Annotated in this window: 13 protein-coding genes; 7 read left to right on the top strand and 6 right to left on the bottom strand. The window is 68.1% G+C overall.

Translation table 11 applies throughout. The features are described from left to right. Positions 1–52: 52 nt before the first annotated feature. Genes LOC60_RS01120 through LOC60_RS01110 form a run of 3 tightly spaced genes read left to right on the top strand, consistent with a single transcriptional unit; the run spans position 53 to position 7,265 of the window. Positions 53–523: an MGMT family protein gene (locus LOC60_RS01120; RefSeq protein WP_230020892.1), complete on the top strand. Its 471-nt coding sequence runs from the start codon at positions 53–55 to the stop codon at positions 521–523. Beyond that, positions 520–3,816, top strand: coding sequence for an ATP-dependent helicase (locus LOC60_RS01115; RefSeq protein WP_230020891.1), 3,297 nt, complete (start codon positions 520–522; stop codon positions 3,814–3,816). Before LOC60_RS01120 ends, LOC60_RS01115 begins: the two co-directional genes overlap by 4 nt. Beyond that, on the top strand, positions 3,813–7,265 hold the full coding sequence (locus tag LOC60_RS01110; RefSeq protein WP_230020890.1) for an ATP-dependent helicase: 3,453 nt from the start codon (positions 3,813–3,815) through the stop codon (positions 7,263–7,265). The genes LOC60_RS01115 and LOC60_RS01110 overlap by 4 nt, the downstream gene beginning before the upstream one ends. Positions 7,266–7,307: 42 nt before the next feature. On the opposite strand, the gene LOC60_RS01105 is transcribed toward LOC60_RS01110, so the two are convergent. The 4 genes from LOC60_RS01105 to LOC60_RS01090 all read right to left on the bottom strand — a co-directional run bounded on the left by LOC60_RS01105 (position 7,308) and on the right by LOC60_RS01090 (position 10,891). Beyond that, positions 7,308–7,997 (bottom strand): hypothetical protein, encoded by a 690-nt coding sequence (locus LOC60_RS01105; protein ID WP_230020889.1) that lies wholly within the window; start codon positions 7,995–7,997, stop codon positions 7,308–7,310. Beyond that, positions 7,994–8,929, bottom strand: coding sequence for an ABC transporter ATP-binding protein (locus LOC60_RS01100; RefSeq protein WP_230020887.1), 936 nt, complete (start codon positions 8,927–8,929; stop codon positions 7,994–7,996). Before LOC60_RS01100 ends, LOC60_RS01105 begins: the two co-directional genes overlap by 4 nt. Further along, positions 8,926–9,306, bottom strand: a complete 381-nt coding sequence (locus LOC60_RS01095) for a GntR family transcriptional regulator (protein WP_230021341.1) — start codon at positions 9,304–9,306, stop codon at positions 8,926–8,928. Before LOC60_RS01095 ends, LOC60_RS01100 begins: the two co-directional genes overlap by 4 nt. 214 nt (positions 9,307–9,520) lie before the next feature. Next, positions 9,521–10,891 carry a phosphotransferase gene (locus LOC60_RS01090; protein WP_231713052.1) on the bottom strand — a complete coding sequence of 457 codons (1,371 nt, stop codon included), beginning with the start codon at positions 10,889–10,891 and terminating at the stop codon, positions 9,521–9,523. A gap of 157 nt (positions 10,892–11,048) precedes the next feature. Between LOC60_RS01090 and nudC the strand changes: the two genes are divergently transcribed. Both nudC and LOC60_RS01080 read left to right on the top strand, forming a co-directional pair. Further along, the gene (nudC, locus tag LOC60_RS01085) at positions 11,049–12,011 is read left to right on the top strand and encodes an NAD(+) diphosphatase (RefSeq protein WP_230020885.1); all 963 of its coding nucleotides are present in this window, start codon (positions 11,049–11,051) and stop codon (positions 12,009–12,011) included. After that, a complete protein-coding gene (locus LOC60_RS01080; protein WP_230020884.1) occupies positions 12,008–14,134 on the top strand; it encodes an ATP-dependent DNA helicase UvrD2 in 2,127 nt (708 codons plus the stop codon). The genes nudC and LOC60_RS01080 overlap by 4 nt, the downstream gene beginning before the upstream one ends. 18 nt (positions 14,135–14,152) lie before the next feature. On the opposite strand, the gene LOC60_RS01075 is transcribed toward LOC60_RS01080, so the two are convergent. After that, positions 14,153–15,256 (bottom strand): ThiF family adenylyltransferase, encoded by a 1,104-nt coding sequence (locus LOC60_RS01075; protein ID WP_230020883.1) that lies wholly within the window; start codon positions 15,254–15,256, stop codon positions 14,153–14,155. Positions 15,257–15,426: 170 nt separating this feature from the next. Here LOC60_RS01075 and LOC60_RS01070 point away from each other — a divergent pair, with 170 nt between their 5' ends. Beyond that, the gene (locus LOC60_RS01070; RefSeq protein ID WP_230020882.1) at positions 15,427–16,011 is read left to right on the top strand and encodes a M48 metallopeptidase family protein; all 585 of its coding nucleotides are present in this window, start codon (positions 15,427–15,429) and stop codon (positions 16,009–16,011) included. A gap of 72 nt (positions 16,012–16,083) precedes the next feature. Here the strand turns inward: LOC60_RS01070 and LOC60_RS01065 are convergent, their stop codons facing one another. After that, the gene (locus LOC60_RS01065; protein ID WP_230020880.1) at positions 16,084–17,577 is read right to left on the bottom strand and encodes a zinc-dependent metalloprotease; all 1,494 of its coding nucleotides are present in this window, start codon (positions 17,575–17,577) and stop codon (positions 16,084–16,086) included. Between the two features lie 346 nt (positions 17,578–17,923). Between LOC60_RS01065 and LOC60_RS01060 the strand changes: the two genes are divergently transcribed. Further along, a complete protein-coding gene (locus tag LOC60_RS01060; protein ID WP_230020878.1) occupies positions 17,924–19,075 on the top strand; it encodes a YlbL family protein in 1,152 nt (383 codons plus the stop codon). Positions 19,076–19,229 lie beyond the last annotated feature (154 nt).

Raw genomic sequence — 19,229 nt, 5'->3', positions numbered from 1 at the left:
TGACATTCCCGGGATTGGCGGCGGCCGCGGCGGCGTCGGTACCCTACTGGATATGCGCAGGGACTACGCCGACGCGGTGCTCGCTGTGGCCGATCTCATACCTCCCGGCCGCGTGCTTTCCTACGGCGACATTGCCGAACTGCTCGACGCCGGCGGGCCGCGCCAGGTAGGTGCCGTGATGGCGGCGCGCGGTTCCGAGGTGTGCTGGTGGCGCGTCCTGCGGTCTTCGGGACAGCCGCCTCGCTGCCATGAGCGGCGTGCCTGGGACCATTACCGCCGCGAGGGCACCCCGGTGAGGGGAACAGCGGACGGCGACGGGGCGGGTTACCGGGTGCGGATCACAGCTGCGCGCTGGCAGCCGGACGAGGCGGAATGGGACCGGCTGGACAGCCTCCGCGCTGCGCTCCGGGAGGACCCGCCGCCGGGAGGACCCGCCTCCGGGCCGCGCGCCGCCGCGCGGAAGCAGCCGCTGGAAGCGCCGATATCAGGATTGTCGGAGGGACATGATGAAGTGGAACCATGAGCGTTGAACTCCAACTCGTCGGCCCGGCTGCAGGCGCACTGTCCGCGCCCAGGCTCAGCGCAGACCAGCAGGCCGTGGTGGACCTGCCCACGGGCAGCGGCCCCGTGCTTGTCCTCGGAGCGCCGGGTACCGGCAAGTCCACCGTCCTGGTGGAGGCCGCCGTTGCCCGGATTGAACGCGACGGACTGGACCCGTCACGCCTGTTGATGCTGGCTCCTTCCCGCCTTGCCGCTGCCGGCCTGCGGGACGCGCTGTCGGCGCGGCTGCAGGGCACCCTGAGCACCGCTCCCGCCCGGACCTGGGCGTCCTACGCCTTCGACCTGATCCGGCGGGCCAAGACCGAAGGCCGCCTGCCCTACCTCACGCGCGCACCGAAGCTCCTGTCCGGCGCTGAGCAGGACGTCATCATCAAGGAACTGCTGGCCGGACACGGACAGCACGGCGTGCCGGAACTGCCGTGGCCGGACAGCCTGGACCTTGCCCTGGGCACCCGCGGGTTCCGGCAGGAAATCCGCCAGCTCTTCGACCGCGTGATCGAGTACGGCATTTCCGCCGAAGAGCTGCGCGAACTGGGGCAGCGGCACGGCCGACCGGACTGGGTGGCAGCCGCGGAGCTGTATGCCGAGTACCGGGACGTCCTGGACCTGCGCATGCCCGAGTCCTTCGACCCGGCAGGCATCATTACTTCCGCACTGAACATCCTGCACTCGGATCCGGAGTTCCTGGCGGCCGAGCAGGAACGCCAGCAGCTGGTCCTGGTCGATGACCTGCAGGAAGCCAACCCCGCCATCCACAGCCTCTACGCGCTGCTGGCCGGCACCGGGGATTCCCTTGCCACTGCCTGCCCCGACACCGTGGTGCAGGGTTTCCGCGGCGCGCGCCCGGACCTGGTGGGCCAGCTGGGCAGGCGTTTTGACCGCCTCGATACCCGTGTCCTGACCACCTCGCACCGCCTGACCGGCTCGCTGGCCGGTGCCTGGACCCGCACGGCCTCGCGGATTTCCGTGGTCGGCCAGCTGCCGTCCTACCGCACCGCCGTGGCGGATGCCCGGTTCATCGGGACGGCACCGGCGGGCGTGCCGGCCGACGGCGACACCCAGGTGGAAGCGCCGGACGCTTCGGAGTCCGCAGCCGCACCGGCAGCGGGCACGGCCGAGGCGCACGTTGTGGACACCCCCATGCATGAACAGCGGTATGTGGCTCAGCGGATCCTGGAAGCGCAGCTGCTGCAGGGCCGTTCGCTGGAGGATATAGCCGTCATTGTCCGGACCGGCGCCCAGCTGGCTGCCCTCCAGCGCTACCTCACCGGGCAGGGAATCGAAGTCAAGGTACCCGTCGCGGAACGGGCGGTGCGCGACGAAGCCGCCGTCCGCCCGCTGCTGGACGCGTTCGCCGTCGTGCTGGATCCGGAACTGCTCACCCCCGAGCTGGCCGTGTCGCTGCTGACCTCACGCATCGGCGGTGCCAGCACGCTGGAACTGCGCCGGCTGCGGCAGGCGCTGCGCCGCGAAGAGCGAAGCTCCGGCGGCGGACGGACCAGCGACGCCCTGCTGGTGGAGTCGCTGCTGGACCCGGAGTCGGAATCCGGGCGGGCGCTCGCCGGCCTGAGCTGGGACGCCCGTCCGGCCGCCCAGCGCATCTCCGCCATGCTGGCCGCCGGCCGGGCAGCCGCCAAGGAACCGGGAGCTACCGCGGAGACCGTCCTGTGGGCACTGTGGTCCGTCTCCGGCTGGTCCAAGCGCTGGGCGGAAACGGCCCTCTCCGGCGGGCCCGGTGCCTCACGCGCAGACCGCGACCTCGACGCAATCATGGCCCTGTTCCAGACTGCCGAACGCTATGTCGACCAGCTGCCCGGCTCCACTCCGGCGCAGTTCCTGGACTACCTGACCAGCTCCGAGCTGCCCATGGATACCCTGGCTGCCCGTGCCCAGCGCCGTGAGGCAGTGGAGCTGCTCACCCCGGCCAGCGCCGCCGGGCGGGAATGGCCCATGGTGATCGTCGCCGGCATCCAGCAGGACGTGTGGCCGAACCTGCGTCTCCGCGGTGAACTGCTGGGCAGCGGCGAGCTGGTGGCAGCCGTGGAGCACGGCGACAACTTCCGTGCCCACCGCAGCCCGCTGACGTTGATGCAGTCCATCCGCTTTGATGAGCTGCGCAGCTTCTCGACCGCCATTTCACGCGCCCGGGAAGTCCTGATCTGCACGGCCGTCTCCTCCGAGGATGAACAGCCCTCTGCCTTCCTGGACCTCGTGGCGCCGTTGGAACCGGGGGCGGAAAAACGCCAGCGGACCGAAGTCCTCCGTCCGCACACGCTTCGCTCGCTGGTGGCGGAGCTGCGCCGGTATGCCCAGCAGCCCGGGGAAGACCCGGAACTGGCAGCCGAAGCCGTCCATCACCTGGGTACCATGCTGAACCATCCCGTTCCGGTTCCCGGCGCCCATCCGGAAAAGTGGTGGGGACTCGCGCCGCTGTCCAGCACGGCCCCCATCCTGCCCCCGGATGCGCCGATCCCGGTATCGCCCTCCAAGGTCGATGCCGTGCTGAAGTCGCCCCTGAGCTGGTTCGTCTCCGCTGCCGGCGGCGAGCAGGCCACCGATTTCGCCCGCTCCCTGGGCACGCTGGTGCATTCCATCGCGCAGGACATGCCCGACGCCGCCGGCAGCGAGTACGTGCAGGAGCTGCAGAAACGCTGGCCGTCCCTGGGCATGAAGGACAACTGGGAGGGGCAGATGGACTACCAGCGGGCTGAAACCATGGTCCGCAAGCTGGCCGAATACGTCATCAGCATGCGCCGCAGCGGCCGTTCCCTCGTAGCCGTTGAAAAGGACTTCGAGGTGGAACTGCCGGTGGAGATCGACGGCGCGGTCCGCACTGCGCTGCTGCGCGGCCAGATCGACCGGCTGGAAGCCGATGCCGACGGGCGGCTGTTCATCGTCGATCTGAAGACCGGAAAATCGGCCCCGAAGAAGGACGACCTGCTGGGGCACCCCCAGCTGGCCGCCTACCAGGAGGCCGTACGCGAAGGAGCGCTGCCGGACGCCCCGCCGGTGCCCGGCGGAGCCGCCCTGGTGCAGCTGGGCACTACCAACAAGGGTGTTTCCGTCCAGGAACAGCCGCCCCTGGATCCGGAGGACACCACTGCGCGGGAGATGGTCCGCAATGCCGCGGCCCTGATGTCCGCGGCGTTCTTCGAAACCGTCCATGACCCGGGCCGCAGCGGATTCGGCGGCAACGGCTGCCGGCTGCCCGAGATTTGTCCCATCTGTGCTGAAGGAAAGCAGGTCACCGAGTGAGTGCGTCCTTAACCGACGAGGTGCCAGGCGGGCTGCCGGAAGCGGCGCCCGTCCCGAAGTACTCCGCCCGGGAACTGGCGGAACTGCTGCACACTGACCCGAACTCGTCGGTGCAGTACCCCACCGAGGACCAGATCGGGATCATCGAGGGCCCCCTCGAACCCCTGCTGGTCATCGCCGGGGCGGGCTCGGGCAAAACCAAGACCATGGCGGACCGGGTCGTCTGGCTCGTGGCCAACGAACTGGTCCGGCCCGAGGAGATTCTTGGCGTCACCTTCACCCGCAAGGCGGCCGGCGAGCTGGCCTCCCGCATCCGCGCGCGCCTGAACCTGCTCTACCACCAGCTCGACGCCGAACCCGGCGGAGCAGCGGATCCGGACACCGCCGGCGGCGGCGAGGAACGGATGGAACCGAGCGTTTCCACCTACCATTCCTACGCGAACGGCATCGTGAACGACTACGGCCTGCGGATCGGCGTCGAACGCGATTCCGTGATGCTTGGCGGCGCGCAGTCGTGGCAGCTGGCCAATGAAGTGGTGGAAGCCTATTCCGGGGACTACGAACACTTCACCGCAGCCAAGTCCACCCTGGTCGGCGCGGTGCTGCAGATGGCCGGCGAATGCTCCGAACACCTCCGCACCCCGGCCGAGGTCCGCGCCGAGCTCGAAGCCCACGTGGCCGCGGTCTCGGCGCTGCCGTATCAGTTCGGCAAGCCGAAGGAACCCACCCAGGCCGCCCGGAAGCTGATCAACCGCCTGCGGACGCGCATCTCCGTGACCGAACTGGTGGAAGCGTACCGGCAGGCCAAGGCGGAACGCCGGCAGCTGGACTTCGGCGACCTCGTGGAGCTGGCTGCCCGGATTGCCGCCACCATCCCCGAAGCCGTGGAAATGGAGCGCGCCAAGTTCAAGGTGGTGCTCCTGGATGAGTTCCAGGACACCTCCCATGCGCAGATGGTGCTGTTCTCCAACCTGTTCGGCGACGGCCGCTCCGTAACCGCCGTGGGGGACCCGCATCAGTCCATTTACGGGTTCCGCGGCGCCTCCGCGGGCCAGCTGGGCACCTTCCGGGAGAAGTTCCCGCTGTTCACCGACAACGGCCGGGAGCTGGCACCGCTGGCGAACCTGTCCGTGGCCTGGCGGAACTCCACCTCGGTGCTGGCGGCAGCCAATACCGTCTCCGCCCCGCTGAACGGGGTTGCCCCATGGCTTAAGCACCAGCGCCTGCCGCACGTGCCCGAGCTGCAGGCCAAGCCCAGCGCCCCGGTCGGCGAGGTATATCTGGGCCGCTATCTGTGCGATGTCTCGGTGGAGCCGGGAAAGGGCACGCCGGAACGGATCCTGGGGGAGGCGGAAGCGGTGGCAGAGCAGGTGGCGTTCCACCGCAGCCGGACCTTCGAACGGGACGAGCGCAACCAGCCCGTGAGGCCCACCGTGGCGGTGCTGTGCCGCGGACGCAAGCAGTTCGAGCCGATCCGCAAGGAACTGGAGCAGCGGGGGATTCCAGTGCAGATTGTCGGCCTGGGCGGACTGCTGTCCACGCCGGAAGTGGTGGACCTGCTCGCCGTCCTGCGGGTCCTGGGCGATCCCGGACGTTCGGATTCCATGCTGCGGATCCTGGCCGGAGCACGGTGGCGAATTGGACCGGCCGATCTCATGGCGCTGGCCGACTGGTCCCGGCACCTGGTCCGGGTCCGTGAGCGTGCCGTCCGGGTTGCCGACGCCGCCGATATCCACGGCCCTGATGAAGGCCCGGACCTCGTGGTGGAAGCCGATCTGGTGGAGGCCGGCAGCCTGGTGGAAGCCGTTGACTCCCTGCCGCGGCCCGGCTGGGTCTCCAACGCCGGCCGGTCCCTCTCCGAGGAAGGGCTGCGGCGCCTGACGCTGCTCCGGAACGAGCTGCGGGACCTGCGCGGTTTCGTCGGCGAGGACCTGACCACCTTGATCGGGGAGGTGGAACGCCGGATCCTGCTGGACATCGAGGTGGCGGCGAAGCCCGGGGTCACCCTGCACGAGTCCCGCCGGAACCTCGACGCCTTTATCGACGCCGCAGCCACGTTCAGCTCCTCGGCGGAGCGGGTGGACCTGGCCGCGTTCCTGGCCTGGCTGGAAGCTGCGAACTCCGAGGAAAACGGCCTGCCCGTGACGCCCCTGGAACCCAGCCGGGAAGCGGTGCAGCTCCTCACGGTCCACGCGTCCAAGGGCCTGGAATGGGACATTGTGGTGGTCCCGGGCCTGAACGAAGCCTCGTTCCCCAGCGACAAGGATTCCCGCTGGAGCAGCGGAGACTCGGCGATGCCGTGGACCCTGCGCGGCGACAGCCTGGACCTGCCGCAGTGGGACTGGGAACAGGTGGACCAGAAGTCCTGGCTGGAGAGTGAAAAGCTGTTCAGCGAAGATGCGAAGGGCCACGCCGAACGGGAGGAACGCCGGCTTGCCTACGTGGCGTTCACCCGCGCCAAGTCCGTGCTGATCTGCACCTCTTCCGCATGGGGCGGAGGACGGTCCAAACCGCTGGCCCCGTCGCGGTACCTGCAGGACCTCTACGACCTGGAACAGTCCGGCGCCTCCGGCTACCGGCTGCTGAACTGGGTTATGCCCGAAGACGAGGGGACGGAAAACCCGGCCAACGCCGAGGCAGAGCGGGCGGTATGGCCGGTTGATCCGCTCGGACCGCGCCGGGCGGCGATGGAAGCCGCGGCCGAGGCCGTGCTGGAGTCTGCAGGCAGCCGGACGGCGCGGGCCGGGAGCCCGGAGCAGGAACCCGGCCGCTGGAGCCGGGAAACGGAATTGGTGCTGGCACGGCACCGCCCGCCCAACGAAGTGGTGCAGGTGGAACTTCCGGCACACATTTCGGCCTCCATGCTGGTGGACCTGAAGGACAACCCGGCGGAAGTCACCCGACAGCTCCGCCGGCCGGTTCCGCGGCAGCCGGGCATGGCCGCGCGCAAGGGCACCGCCTTCCACGCCTGGGTCGAGGAATTCTTCGGCACGAGCGGCATGCTGGACATCGACGAGTACCCCGGAGCCGCCGACGCGTACGTGGATGAGGCCTATCAGCTCGAGGACATGATCGCCACGTTCGAGGCATCGGACTGGGCGCAGCGGACGCCTGCCTTCATCGAAGTACCGGTGGAGACCAAGGTGGACACCGTCGTCGTCCGCGGCCGGATTGACGCCGTCTTCCAGGACGCTGACGGCACCTGGGACCTGATTGACTGGAAAACCGGCGCGCCGCCGTCGTCGCAGAAGCTGGATGTGCGGTCAGTACAGCTCGCCGTGTACCGGCTGGCATGGGCCCGGCTCAAGGGGGTCCCGCTGGAGAAGGTGCGCGCTGCCTTCTACTACGTTGCGGCCGACAAGCTGATCCGTCCGTACAACCTGGCCGGTGAAGCCGAGCTGGAGGAGATCATCCGGCAGGCGGCAAAAACCCCGTCCGCCGGATTCTGAGTCGGCGGACGGGGTTCGGGCGGGTGGCCCGGTCGGGGATGGTCAGGGAACGGCGCGCCGGAGCGTGGCGTAAGAAGTCACGGCAAGCAGCGCCCCGGCGGCCAGCACCCACCCGCCCAGCGAGAGCGGCGTGAGCTGCACTATCCAGGCGCCGACGGAAGGCCAGGCATCCCGCCAGGAGATGAGGGCTAGCAGGCCCAGCAGCACCGCGGCGGCGCCGACCAGCGTGACGGTGAGGCCGACAGTCCTCCACCGCTTGTAGATGGTCGAGCTCCAGAAACCCAGCATAAACAGCAGGATGGTCACGCCGAAGTAGAACAGGATCTGTTCATACCAGGTGCCGTCCGCGATCCACGGAATGGCGAAGATCGCCCCGTCCATTCCCCAGCCGTTTGTCGCCTGCTCGATCAGCCCCAGCCCCCAGTACAGGACGGCCAGGGTCAGCGCCGCCAGGCTGAACAGGCCGAGCGTGCCGAGGTAGAAGGCGCGGCGGCTGACGCTCAGCGCCTGGGAGAAGGGGAAGATGAGCGTCATGGCCTGGATGCCGAGGGCGAAAAAATACCACATAACGGACTGGCCGGAGCCTGAAATGACGGTGGGTGCCTCGGGTGGGGCCATCGCGAAGACGGCAAGGGAAATGAGGGTGGACGTGGCAAGGATGATCAGCGGAATCCAGAGATAAATCCATTTATTGGTCAGCTGCATCCGCGCCACGGCTAGTGCGCGGTTCATTTCATGGCCTCCATGCTGTCAGCTGCATCGGCGCCGGATGGTTGGCCGGCGTCGACCTGCAGGGACTTGCGGACAATCAGCTGCTGCAGCGAAACCGGGGTCAGCTGCAGCCCGAGTTCGGCAGCTTCCCGGCGCTCGCCGTCGTCCAGCCGGGATTCCAGGGTCACCGAGGCGAGGGAGCCCAGGGACTCGCTGTGCAGTACCGGCCGGCCGGCGGAGAAGGCTCCTACAATCTCGGCCGTTCCGGTAACGGTTACGGCGCTGCCCCTGATGTTTTCGGCATCGTCGTTGAGCACGATCCTGCCGTGGTCGATCACGATGACGTGTTCCAGGAGGTTGGCTACCTCGTCGATCAGGTGTGAGGACAGCAGGATGGTGCGCGGATACAGGGCAAAGTCTTCGACCAGGCGGTCATAGAAGATCTGGCGGGCCACTGCGTCCAAGCCAAGATATGGCTCATCGAAGAAGGTGATGTCGGCACGCGACGCCAGTCCGAGAATGACGCCGACGGCGGAGAGCTGGCCGCGGGAGAGTTTCTTCAGCCGCCGTTTGAGCGGGAGCTGGAATTCATCCGCCAGGGAGAGGGCAAACTCCCCGTCCCAGTTCGGATAGAACAGCCGGGCCGAAGCCAGGGCATTTGCGGGAGTGAAGTCATCCGGGTACTTCTGTGATTCGCGCACGAAGCACAGCCTGGGCAGCACCCGCTCGTTTTCGAAGGGGTGCTCGCCGAAGACGCGCACCTCACCTGAGGATTCGAAGGCCTGGGCGGTGAGGATCGACATCAGGGTTGTCTTGCCCGCCCCGTTGCGTCCGAGCAGCCCGTAAATGCGGCCGCCGGAGATATCCAGGTCAACGTTGTCAAGCGCTAGCTGGTCCCGGTAACGGCGTGTGAGGTTCCGGGTTTCTATCACATTCGTGGTGCCGACATTCATGGCGCCATGCTCCCTTCGGTTTCAACGGCGCTGCGCTGAATCAATCCGGTGAGCTCCGGGGCATGAATGCCCAGCTTCCGTGCCTCGATGGCCAGGGGACGGACATACTGCTCATAGAACTGGTCGCGCCTCTTTTTCAGTACGGCTTCCCTCGCTCCGGGCGCCACAAACATGCCGATTCCACGGCGCTTGTAGAGGATGCCTTCGTCCACGAGGAGGTTGATGCCTTTGGCTGCAGTCGCCGGGTTGATCCGGTAGAAGGCAGCAAATTCATTGGTGGAAGGCACCTGGCCTTCCTCCTGAAGTGCTCGGTCGAGGATGTCGCTTTCGACGCGGTCGGCGATCTGCTGGAAGATCGGCCTGCTGTCATCAATCACGGCGTCTCCTGCGGTGGATTCCCCGGCGGTGGGGCTGATAACCAAGAACTGGTTCCCTGCTTGGTTGGTTCATTGCCTGCTTGGTTCATTGCCTGCTTGGTTCGCTACTGATGGAACTAACCGTAGGACCGGCAACAGGCCGGCGCAAGAGTTTCCAGAAAGAAAAGGCGCCCCGCCGAATCGGCGGGGCACCAGTGAAGCGGGGGCAGGCCGGCTACTTGTCCGGAACCGGGGTCAGGGGGAGAGCGGTAGTCGCGGTGCCGGGGTCTGCACTGCCTTCGGGTGCGTCCGCTTCCTCCCCGTCTTTCCCCTCTTTCCCGGAGACGGGACCTTTTTCAGGCGCAGCGTTGTCTCCGCCGGTGTCCGTGCGGAGGGCGGCGGCGTCGGCGGTGCCGGCATCACCCTTTTCCGCTTCCGCCGCGGGGCTCTCCTTTGCTCCGCCGGTGCCGCTTTGGTCTCCGTCGCCCTCTGCCGCCGGGGCAGGGCCGTCGGTGCCCGTGCCGTCGGACCCAGCGTCTGCGCCTGCCGGTGCCAGAGCCGTGTCCGCCACGGCGGGAGCCGTGTCCGGAGCGATGGGGACAACAGTGACCTTGCCGGCTGCCGGCCGGACGGCGGCGGCGGCAGCTTCGGCGGCCTCGGCCCGGGCCTCTGCAGCGCGGGACTGGTCAGCGCGCCGGTCGGACGCCTCCTGCGCCCGCACGTCTTCCTCGAGGGTGCCGAGCATCTCCACGGCTTCGTCCACCATGGTGGAGTTTTCGGCGGCGACGCCGCGCACCAGCCACTGGGCAAGGGCGAATTCCGCGGACAGTGCTGCCCGGCGGATCAGATGCGGGTCCTCAGGATCAGTGCTGGCCGCAAGGTACGCGCTGTGCACGGTCTCGGTGAACCGGGGATCGTTGGCCGCGATCAGCCACGCGAAATCATCCGCGGGGTCGCCCACCCGAAGGTCGGTCCAGCCGGTAACCGCGCTGACCCGTTCCCCGGTGAGGAGGATGTTGTCTTCATGCAGGTCGCCGTGGACCACGGTGGGCTTGAAGCGCCAGAGCGAGACGTCCTCCAGTGCATGTTCCCAGCGCCGCAGCAGTACGGAGGGAATCTTGCCCGTGGTGGCCGCCTGGTCCAGCTCGTTCAGGCGCCGCTGGCGGAACTCATTCGCGCTGTAGCTGGGCAGGTCCGCCGAGGTGACGAGTTCCCGGGGAATGGCGTGGATAGCGGCCATAGCCCGGCCGATCTCCGCTCCAACGGAACGCCCGGACGTCATCAGCTCATCGATGCTGCGTGTCGCGCCGGGAAGGTGGGAGTAGACAAAAGTGCACAGCTCTCCCTGGCGGACGGTGCCTGCCACATACGGGAGGGCAAACGGCAGCTCCGCCCGGACAGCGGGGACGAAGGTGCGCAGGACCAGCAGTTCGGTCTCCAGGCGCATGCTGGCCTCGAGATGTTTGGGGGACCGGACGCGCCACCTGCGCCCGGCGTCGTCGATCAGCAGCGCCGCGTCAAAATCCGCAGCATCGTCCGGGGAACCGGCAACGCCGGTAGGGGTCAGCCCCGGGACGGCAGCGCTGGCCATTGCAGCCAATTCCATGGGAGTCCGTTTCACATCTTCAACCGTATGGGCAGATGTGGTCCGAATAACCATTGCCGGGCGGCGAGTCGCCCAAACCGTGAGGAAAACCTCATGCCCGGTGCGGAGCCGGGGGCCAACTACAGTTTGGGGGGAGGGAGTCAGTACGGTAGGTGGTATGAGTATCCCGGCACCGTCAGCAGAAGTTTCTCCATTGGGTTTATTACCGCTGGCGCGCACGGCCGTGGACCGGGGTTCTGACCGCCGCGTCGCGGCAGACCTGTTCGAAACCATCCGCGCCGACGGTGCAACACGAGTCATGTACCTTGCCGGCGGCCGCGCCCTTGTCCGCGACAACGCCCTGGTGCTCCTGGAGCCGCCCGCAGCGGGCTTCGGCGACGTTCCCGTGTATCTGGGACGGACCCTTGAAGATGCACAGGTGCCGCTGGGAACCGACGTCGTTTTGGTGACCCTGCCCGAACCTGACCCCGGGCTGGCCGTCGGCGGCGGAGCCTGGATGAGCCTGCGTGAATGCGCCACGCACCTGGGCGCCCTGGATGCCGGACTGTTTGTCGAGGCAGCGGCGGTTGCCAACTGGCACGCCGTGCACACGCACTGCCCGCGCTGCGGCGCACCGACGGTTCCCGAACAGGGCGGCTGGGTCCGCCGCTGTCCCGAGGACGGCAGCTCCCACTTCCCCCGCACCGACCCCGCCGTCATCGTCGCCGTCATTGATGAGCAGGACCGCATCCTGCTGGGCTCGGCAGCGGCCTGGGCCGGCAACCGGTATTCCACGCTGGCCGGGTTCGTTGAACCGGGCGAGTCCCTGGAAGCCGCGGTCATCCGCGAGGTGGCCGAGGAATCGGGGGTGGTTGTCCACACCCCGCAGTACCTCGGTTCGCAGCCCTGGCCCTTCCCGTGTTCACTGATGCTGGGCTTTACCGCCCGTGCCGGGAACACCGACGCACGGGCCGACGGCGTCGAAATGTCCGATGTCCGCTGGTTCAGCCGGGCGGAACTCGCCGAAGCCGTGTCGAGCGGCGAAATCACCATTGCAGGCCCCATCTCCATCGCCCGGAACCTGATCGAGCGCTGGTACGGCGGCACCATTATTGAACCGGAGGCCAACGCCCGCGCATGAGCAGTGAATCACCCGAAGCACGAATCCTGGCAGGGCTCGACGACGAGCAGCGCGCAGTAGCCACCACCCTCACGGGTCCGCTCTGCGTCCTGGCAGGTGCCGGTACCGGAAAGACCCGTGCCATTACGCACCGGATGGCCTACGGCGTGGCCACCGGTGTCTACAAGCCGCAGCAGGTGCTGGCGGTTACCTTCACTGCCCGCGCTGCAGCGGAAATGCGTACCCGGCTGCGGGACCTCGGGTCCGGCGGCGTGCAGGCGCGGACCTTCCACGCTGCCGCACTGAAGCAGCTGCAGTACTTCTGGCCACACACCGTCGGCGGTGCAATGCCGGGCCTGCTGGACCACAAGGCCCAGATCATCGCCGAGGCCGCGCGCCGCCTGCGGCTCTCCACCGACCGGGCCGCCATCCGCGACGTCGCTGCGGAAATCGAGTGGGCGAAGGTCTCCATGCTCACTCCGGACAGCTATGTGCGGGCGGCCGGGGACCGGGAGCCCCCGGCTGGTTTCGACCTGACTGCCATTTCGCGGATCTTCCAGTCCTACGAGGACGTAAAGGTGGACCGCAACATCATTGACTTCGAGGACGTCCTGCTCATCATGGTGGGGATCCTGCAGGAAGACGAGCGGGTTGCGGCCATGGTGCGGGACCAGTACCGGCACTTCGTGGTGGACGAGTACCAGGACGTTTCGCCGCTGCAGCAGCGGCTCCTGGACCTGTGGCTGGGCGCCCGGGACGAACTGTGCGTTGTGGGCGACTCCAGCCAGACCATCTACTCCTTCACCGGCGCCACCCCGCGGCACCTGCTTGACTTCACCAAGCGGTTCCCGGGCGCCGACGTCGTCAAGCTGGTCCGCGATTACCGTTCCACGCCGCAGGTGGTCGGGCTGGCGAACCGGATCCTCGCGGCCCGCACCGCCGAGGGGGAGCGGAACCGGACCGCGCCGGCATGGCCCACGCCCCTGGAGCTGGTGGCCCAGCGGCCGGCCGGCCCGGAGCCCACCTTCACCGAATGCGCCGACGACGAGGCGGAGGCCGCGCAGGTTGCCTCCGCCATCAAGGCATTGATGGAGCAGGGGGTGCAGGCCAGCGAAATAGCCATCCTCTTCCGTACCAACGGGCAGTCGCAGGCCTATGAGCAGGCGCTGGCCTCGGCCGGCATCGGCTACCAGCTGCGCGGCGGTGAGCGGTTCTTCGCCCGGCGCGAGGTCCGCGACGCCGTGCTGCAGCTCCGTGCGGCGTCCCGGTCCGTGGGCAACGAGCCCGTGCCGCAGCTGGTGCGGGACATCCTGGCGTCGCTGGGCTACACCGCCGAGGCGCCGGCCGGAGGGGGAGCCACACGGGAGCGGTGGGAATCCCTGGCCGCACTCGTGGCCCTGGCCGAAGAGCTGCAGGCAACCAGGACCCGGGATCCGGACAGCATCTTTACCATGCAGGACTTCGTGGCCGAGCTGGAGGAACGCGCGGCAGCACAGCATGCACCCCGGGTCCAGGGGGTAACCCTTGCGTCCCTGCACTCGGCGAAGGGCCTGGAGTGGGACGCCGTCTTCCTGGTGGGCCTGAGCGAGGGCCTCATGCCCATCTCCTTTGCCGACACCCCCGAAGCCGTCGACGAGGAACGCCGGCTGCTGTACGTGGGGATTACCCGCGCCCGGGAACACCTGGCCCTGTCCTGGTCGACGGCCCGCACGCCGGGCGGCCGCGCCAACCGGAAACCGTCACGGTTCCTCGACGGGCTGCGGCCCCGCACCGAGCGCGACGCCGGCCGGACCGCGGGCCCGGCGAAGCAGACCCGGCGCAAGGTGACCGGGCCGGCAAAGTGCCGCAGCTGCGGTGCCCTGCTGAACACGGGTGCCGAACGCAAGGTCGGCCGCTGCGGGGACTGCCCCGTGACCTATGAGGAGGCTACCTTCGAGGCCCTGCGCGAGTGGCGCCGGGAAGCGGCTTCCGAGGCAGGCATTCCCGCTTTCGTAGTGTTTACCGACGCCACCCTGGTTGCCATTGCCGAGGACCGTCCGCCGTCGCTGAACCGGCTGGCCACCCTCCCCGGCGTGGGGCCGTCGAAGCTGGAACGCTACGGCGAAGCAGTGCTGAAGGTGCTGGCGGAAAGCGCCGGAGCCTAGCCGCCGGCCTCCCTCCGGCTACGCCACCTGGTCGCCCCTGCGCTGCAGGCGGCAGCCGCAGGCCGGGTGGTAGTCCAGCTTCCTGAGCTGCGGGTAACCGTCGGAGGTCCTCAGCCTCAGGACCGCGGAGAACACTGCGGGTTGATTGACTCCGTCCAGGAACACCAGCGCCGCCATGGCCGCAGCTCCGGCGGCGAGCACCGATCCGGCGAGTTCCTCGCCGGTTGGGCCTGACGGGTCCGGGGTACCGGCGGGCGCGGCCGTTTCGTCCCTGCCCTTCGCCAGGGCTTCGACGGCGGCATACCACCCGGGATCGGTGTCAGCCCGGTGCCGGTCCAGGCATTCCAGACAGGGAGTAACGCCCGGAACCACCAAGGGGCCGATGTCCCATCCGCCTTCCTGGGCGGTCAGGACGAGCCGGGGAATACCGTCGTCACTCTCCTCCGGAAGATCCGGCTGCCGGCCCTGCCTTCGGGGACCGGCACCCACCGCCCGGATGCTTACAGCCAGGTCCACGGCCGGAGGGACCTGGCGGCCGCGGCCGGCCGCCATCGTCAGCACCTGGACGGTGGGGTCGACACGGAACAGGTGCCGTTTGACCGCAGCGGCCCGGTTCATGCCGATATCGGTCATGGCATAGGCCGGACCGACGTCCGCCGGGGAGACCGGTTCCGGGTCCGCGAGCAGCAGGGTCCCGATGCCGGCGGAGGCAAGGGTCCTCGCCACCAGGGCTCCGGTACGCCCCAATCCGTCCACTGACACTGCGGCAGTGGCGCGCCGCCGGATCGATTCCTCACCGTTCACGCGGTAGGCGGACGAGAGGCGCTGCGCGTCCGGAAGCAGCCGCTCCGAGCGCAGGGAGGGTATGGGCCCGGCTGTTCCTTCGTGCGGTACCAGCAGCGGACCGAGGACCTGCAGGAGGGACACTGCTCGGTCCGGCGGGAGGGCAAATCCGGCTGCGGCTGCCTTTTCCGCACCGTCCGGAACACCCTGCCGCAGTGCCGCGAGGAACGCGACGTCGGCGTCCTGGAGGTTACGCAGCAGCAGGGATCCTGCACCGATTCCCAGTTGCCGGGCTCCCGGCGAAACTTCGAGCACATGTATTCCAGGATTGATCCGCATGGCCTGCTCCCGTGGTCTGGTTATTCCTGCCGAATGCCCGGGCCTGTCCGCCGGGCGGTCGGCACGGCCCCCCTCTGCCGGGCTGCTGACCATGCTGGCACGGCAGCCCCGGGCAGCCGGGGTTATCCACAGGCTGCAGGACTGTCAGCGGCGGCGGCTACGCTTGGAATATGCCTTCCCCGCACCGGACCGTCGACGCTTCAATCCCGGCTACCACCAGCACGGGAATACCGATCCAGGTACGCCGGTCCGCCCGGCGGAAGCGGACCGTCAATGCCGTCTTCCGTGACGGCGTCGCCCTGATCTCCATTCCCGCGCACTTCTCTGCGGCGCAGGAAGCGGAATGGGTGCGGCGGATGGTGGCGCGGCTGGAAGAACGTTCGGCCGGCACACCGGACCCGGAGACCAGCGAAAGCGAGTTGATGCTGCGCGCGGCGGAGCTGTCCCGGACGTACCTCTCCGGACACGCCCGCCCGCAGTCCGTCCGCTGGGTAAGCAACCAGAACTCCCGCTGGGGATCGGCCACGCCGGGCAGGGGAACCATCCGGCTTTCCGACAAACTGCAGGGCATGCCCCAATGGGTCATCGATTATGTTCTGCTCCATGAACTTGCCCATTTGCTGGTGCCCTCGCACGGCCCGGCCTTCTGGCGCCTGCTGGAAAGCTATCCGCAGACGGAAACCGCCAAGGCCTTTCTCTCCGGAGCTGCGTTCGCCAGCGCCCGCGGCCTGAAGGGTGAGATGGGGGAGGACTGACCACTCCTTAAATGCAGCTACTCCAAAGGCTGCTGCCTCTGGAGTAGCTGCGGGGTGGAGGGGACGGGCCGGTTAGCTGGCTCCGGGTTTGCCGTCCCCGTCGCTTCCGCTATCTGCTTCGCCTTCGTCACCTGCGTTGTCTGTCCCGGCGTCAGTGTCGGTGTCTGTCCCCGGCGTCTCCGGAGCAGCCTCTCCGGCCCCCGGTTCCCCGGCATCCGAGTCCTCCGCAGGGGTGTCGAAACCGCCTTCGAGCAGGCGCTTCAGGGCTGCATCGACGTCGGAGTCGGCCGCCTCCAGGAGCTCGCGCCGCCGCCCGAAGCCCTTCGGGTCGTCAAGGTCCTCGGAGGTGGGCATGAGGTCGGGATGCTGCCAGATGGCGTCGCGGCCTTCAATGCCGCGCTCCTGCGTCAGATGCGCCCACAGTGCGGCGGCATCGCGCAGCCGCCGCGGCCGCAGCTCCAGTCCCACCAGGGAAGCAAAGGTGTGCTCGGCCGGGCCGCCGCTTGCACGGCGCCGGCGGATCATTTCCCGCAGCGCTCCGGCCGACGGCAGGTTCACGGTTGCCGCGGCAGTGACTTCGTCTACCCAGCCCTCCACCAGCGCCAGGGCGGTTTCCAGCCGTTCGAGGGCGGCGTCCTGGGCCGGAGTGCGCTGGGGCTGGAAGACTCCGCCGGAAAGCGCGGCCTGGATGGATTCGGGATTCGCCGGATCGATGTCCCGGGCGGCTTCCTCGATCTTGGATATGTCAATGTGGATGCCGCGGGCATAGCTTTCGATGGTGCCGAAGAGGTGGGGTGCCAGCCACGGTGCCTGTGCGAAGAGGCGGGCGTGGGCTGCTTCCCGGACCGCAAGGTACAGGCGGATTTCCGCTTCCGGGATATCCAGGCCTTCCCCGAAGGCGGCAACGTTGGCGGGCAGCAGGGCCATGGTTCCGGCTGCAAGCGGCAGCCCGACGTCGGTGGAACTCACCACCTCCTTGGACAAGGCCCCTACCGCCTGGCCGAGCTGTATGCCGAACATTGCTCCGCCCATGTTGGCGAGCATCGAGGAGGCTCCGCCCATCATCGACTTCATTTCTTCGGGCATCTGCGTGGTGATGGCGTTGGAAAGCGCTTCCGAAATGCTGACGGCCACCGGTTCGGTCAGGCGTCGCCAGGAATCCATGGTCGCTTCAACCCATTCGGCCCGCGACCAGGCCCGGCCAATGCTGGCCGTGGACGCGAAATCGGTGGCGGGGTCAAGCCAGAGCTCAGCCAGGTGCAGCGCCTCGTCAACCTCGCGGGCCGCCGTCGGGCCGGTGGACGGGTCGCTGCCGGTTGCGGCGACCCGGCGGGCGTTGTCCTTGGCCAGCTGCCAGTTCACCGGACCGTCCGAGGAAGCACTGAACATGGCCTGGACCTGCTGGAAGATCATGGCCATGGCGTTGGGATCCGAGGGCAGTCCGGCGGCCTTGGCGAGCTCGGAAGGGTCCATGCCGCCCGCCCCGCCGGCGCCGAACAGGCGCGCGAGCATCTCGGACAGCGGATCCTGGGGGTTGTCCCCGCGGTCGGATGGATTGGAACTCATGGGATACCACCGGTCCTGTGGAAGAAGATAAAGCGGGAAAAATAATGCGTGCAAACGTCCGGCACCTGCCGACCATATTGCCCTTACGTTACCGGCAGTGCCCAACCTCTGTCCCGCACAGCCTGATTTCGTTCGCTGTAGGCAAAGCCTGCGCTGCACGCCCCGGCGGGGAGCCGGGCGTAGGCTTGCAGGGTTGGCAGCCCGACAGCGGGCGCCGGCCCATAACAGCACACGTGCATCAGACGTACATCAGACGCACGGCACTCGAGCGCAGGAAAAGGTTGGTCAGTTGCGCCCCTCTCATGACGACAGCAGCACAGCGGCGCAAGGCGGGCCAGGCAATCCGGTGCCCGGAACATCTCCGGTACCGGCGCCGCAGCCGGACGGAAGCTACTCCGTCTACCCGTACCAGGGGATGGGTGCGGGCCGCCCGGAACCGGCGAAACGCTCCGCCCGTTCCCGGGCCATCATCGCCGCGGGAGGGCTCGCCGCCGTACTCGGCGCTGCCGGCCTGCTGCTTCCCGCCCAGTACGTGGTGGAGTCTCCCGGACCAACGTTCAACACGCTGGGAAGTGCCGGGGACTCGGACATCATCGAGATCGAGGGGCGCAGGAGCTACCCCACGGAGGGTGAGCTGGACCTGACCACCGTCTACGTTTCCGGCGGACCCAGCACCAACATCAGCATCTTCCAGGCCGTGGGAGGGTGGGCCAACAATGACGACGTCGTCTATCCCACCGAGTTCCTCTACGCGCCGGGAACCACAAGCGAAGAAGTGGACGAGGAAAATGCCGCCGCCATGACTTCGTCCCAGGAATCCGCAGTTGCCGCTGCCCTGACGCAGCTCGATATCGGCTTTACGCAGGAACTCAGCGTGGCAGCCGTGGTTGAAGGCTCGCCCGCGGAAGGCGCGCTGCTCCCCGGGGACACCGTGGTTGCGGTCGGGGACACCCGGATCGAAGGCATCGACAGCCTGCGCGCGGTCCTGAACGACGGCGGCGGCTCGGCGGCGGAAATCACTGTACGGCGGGACGGAAACGAAGTAACCGAAACCGTGACTCCGCGGGAGTCCGAGACCGGCGCGTACCAGCTCGGCATCGAACTGGCGACGTCCTTCGAGTTCCCCTTCGACGTCAGCATCGGCGCCGGAATGGAAAGCGTCGGCGGCCCGTCGGCGGGCATGATGTTCGCCCTGGGGATCGTGGACCGGCTGACCCCGGAACCGATGACCGGGGGCAGGCACTTTGCCGGAACCGGGACCATCGATGCGGCCGGAAACGTCGGCCCCATCGGCGGGATCCGGCAGAAACTCATCGGGGCCTCCGACGCAGGTGCCGAGTATTTCCTTGCCCCCGAAGCCAACTGCGGCGAAGTGGTGGGGCACATCCCGGAGGGCCTGGACGTTGTCCAGGTTTCCACTCTGGACGAGGCAGTGAAGGCGGTCGAAAAACTCGCCGCCGGCGGGAGCGCCGCGGACCTGCCTCAGTGCACCCCCTAGTAGTGGACGGCCCGTCCTAGTTACGATCGGGACAAGGTTGTTTGCGGCACCGGATCCAAGTGGCAGCCAATGAGCAATCCAAGGCAGAATGATTCACGGACGGCTTCCGGGCCATCCGGTGGGGAACAGGGCGGGGAACACGACCCGAAGACGC

It is taken from the genome of Arthrobacter sp. zg-Y769, assembly GCF_020907405.1.
Lineage (GTDB): Bacteria > Actinomycetota > Actinomycetes > Actinomycetales > Micrococcaceae > Arthrobacter_B.
Note: the sequence above shows the minus strand (reverse complement) of the source record. Positions and strands in the feature narration are given on the sequence as shown.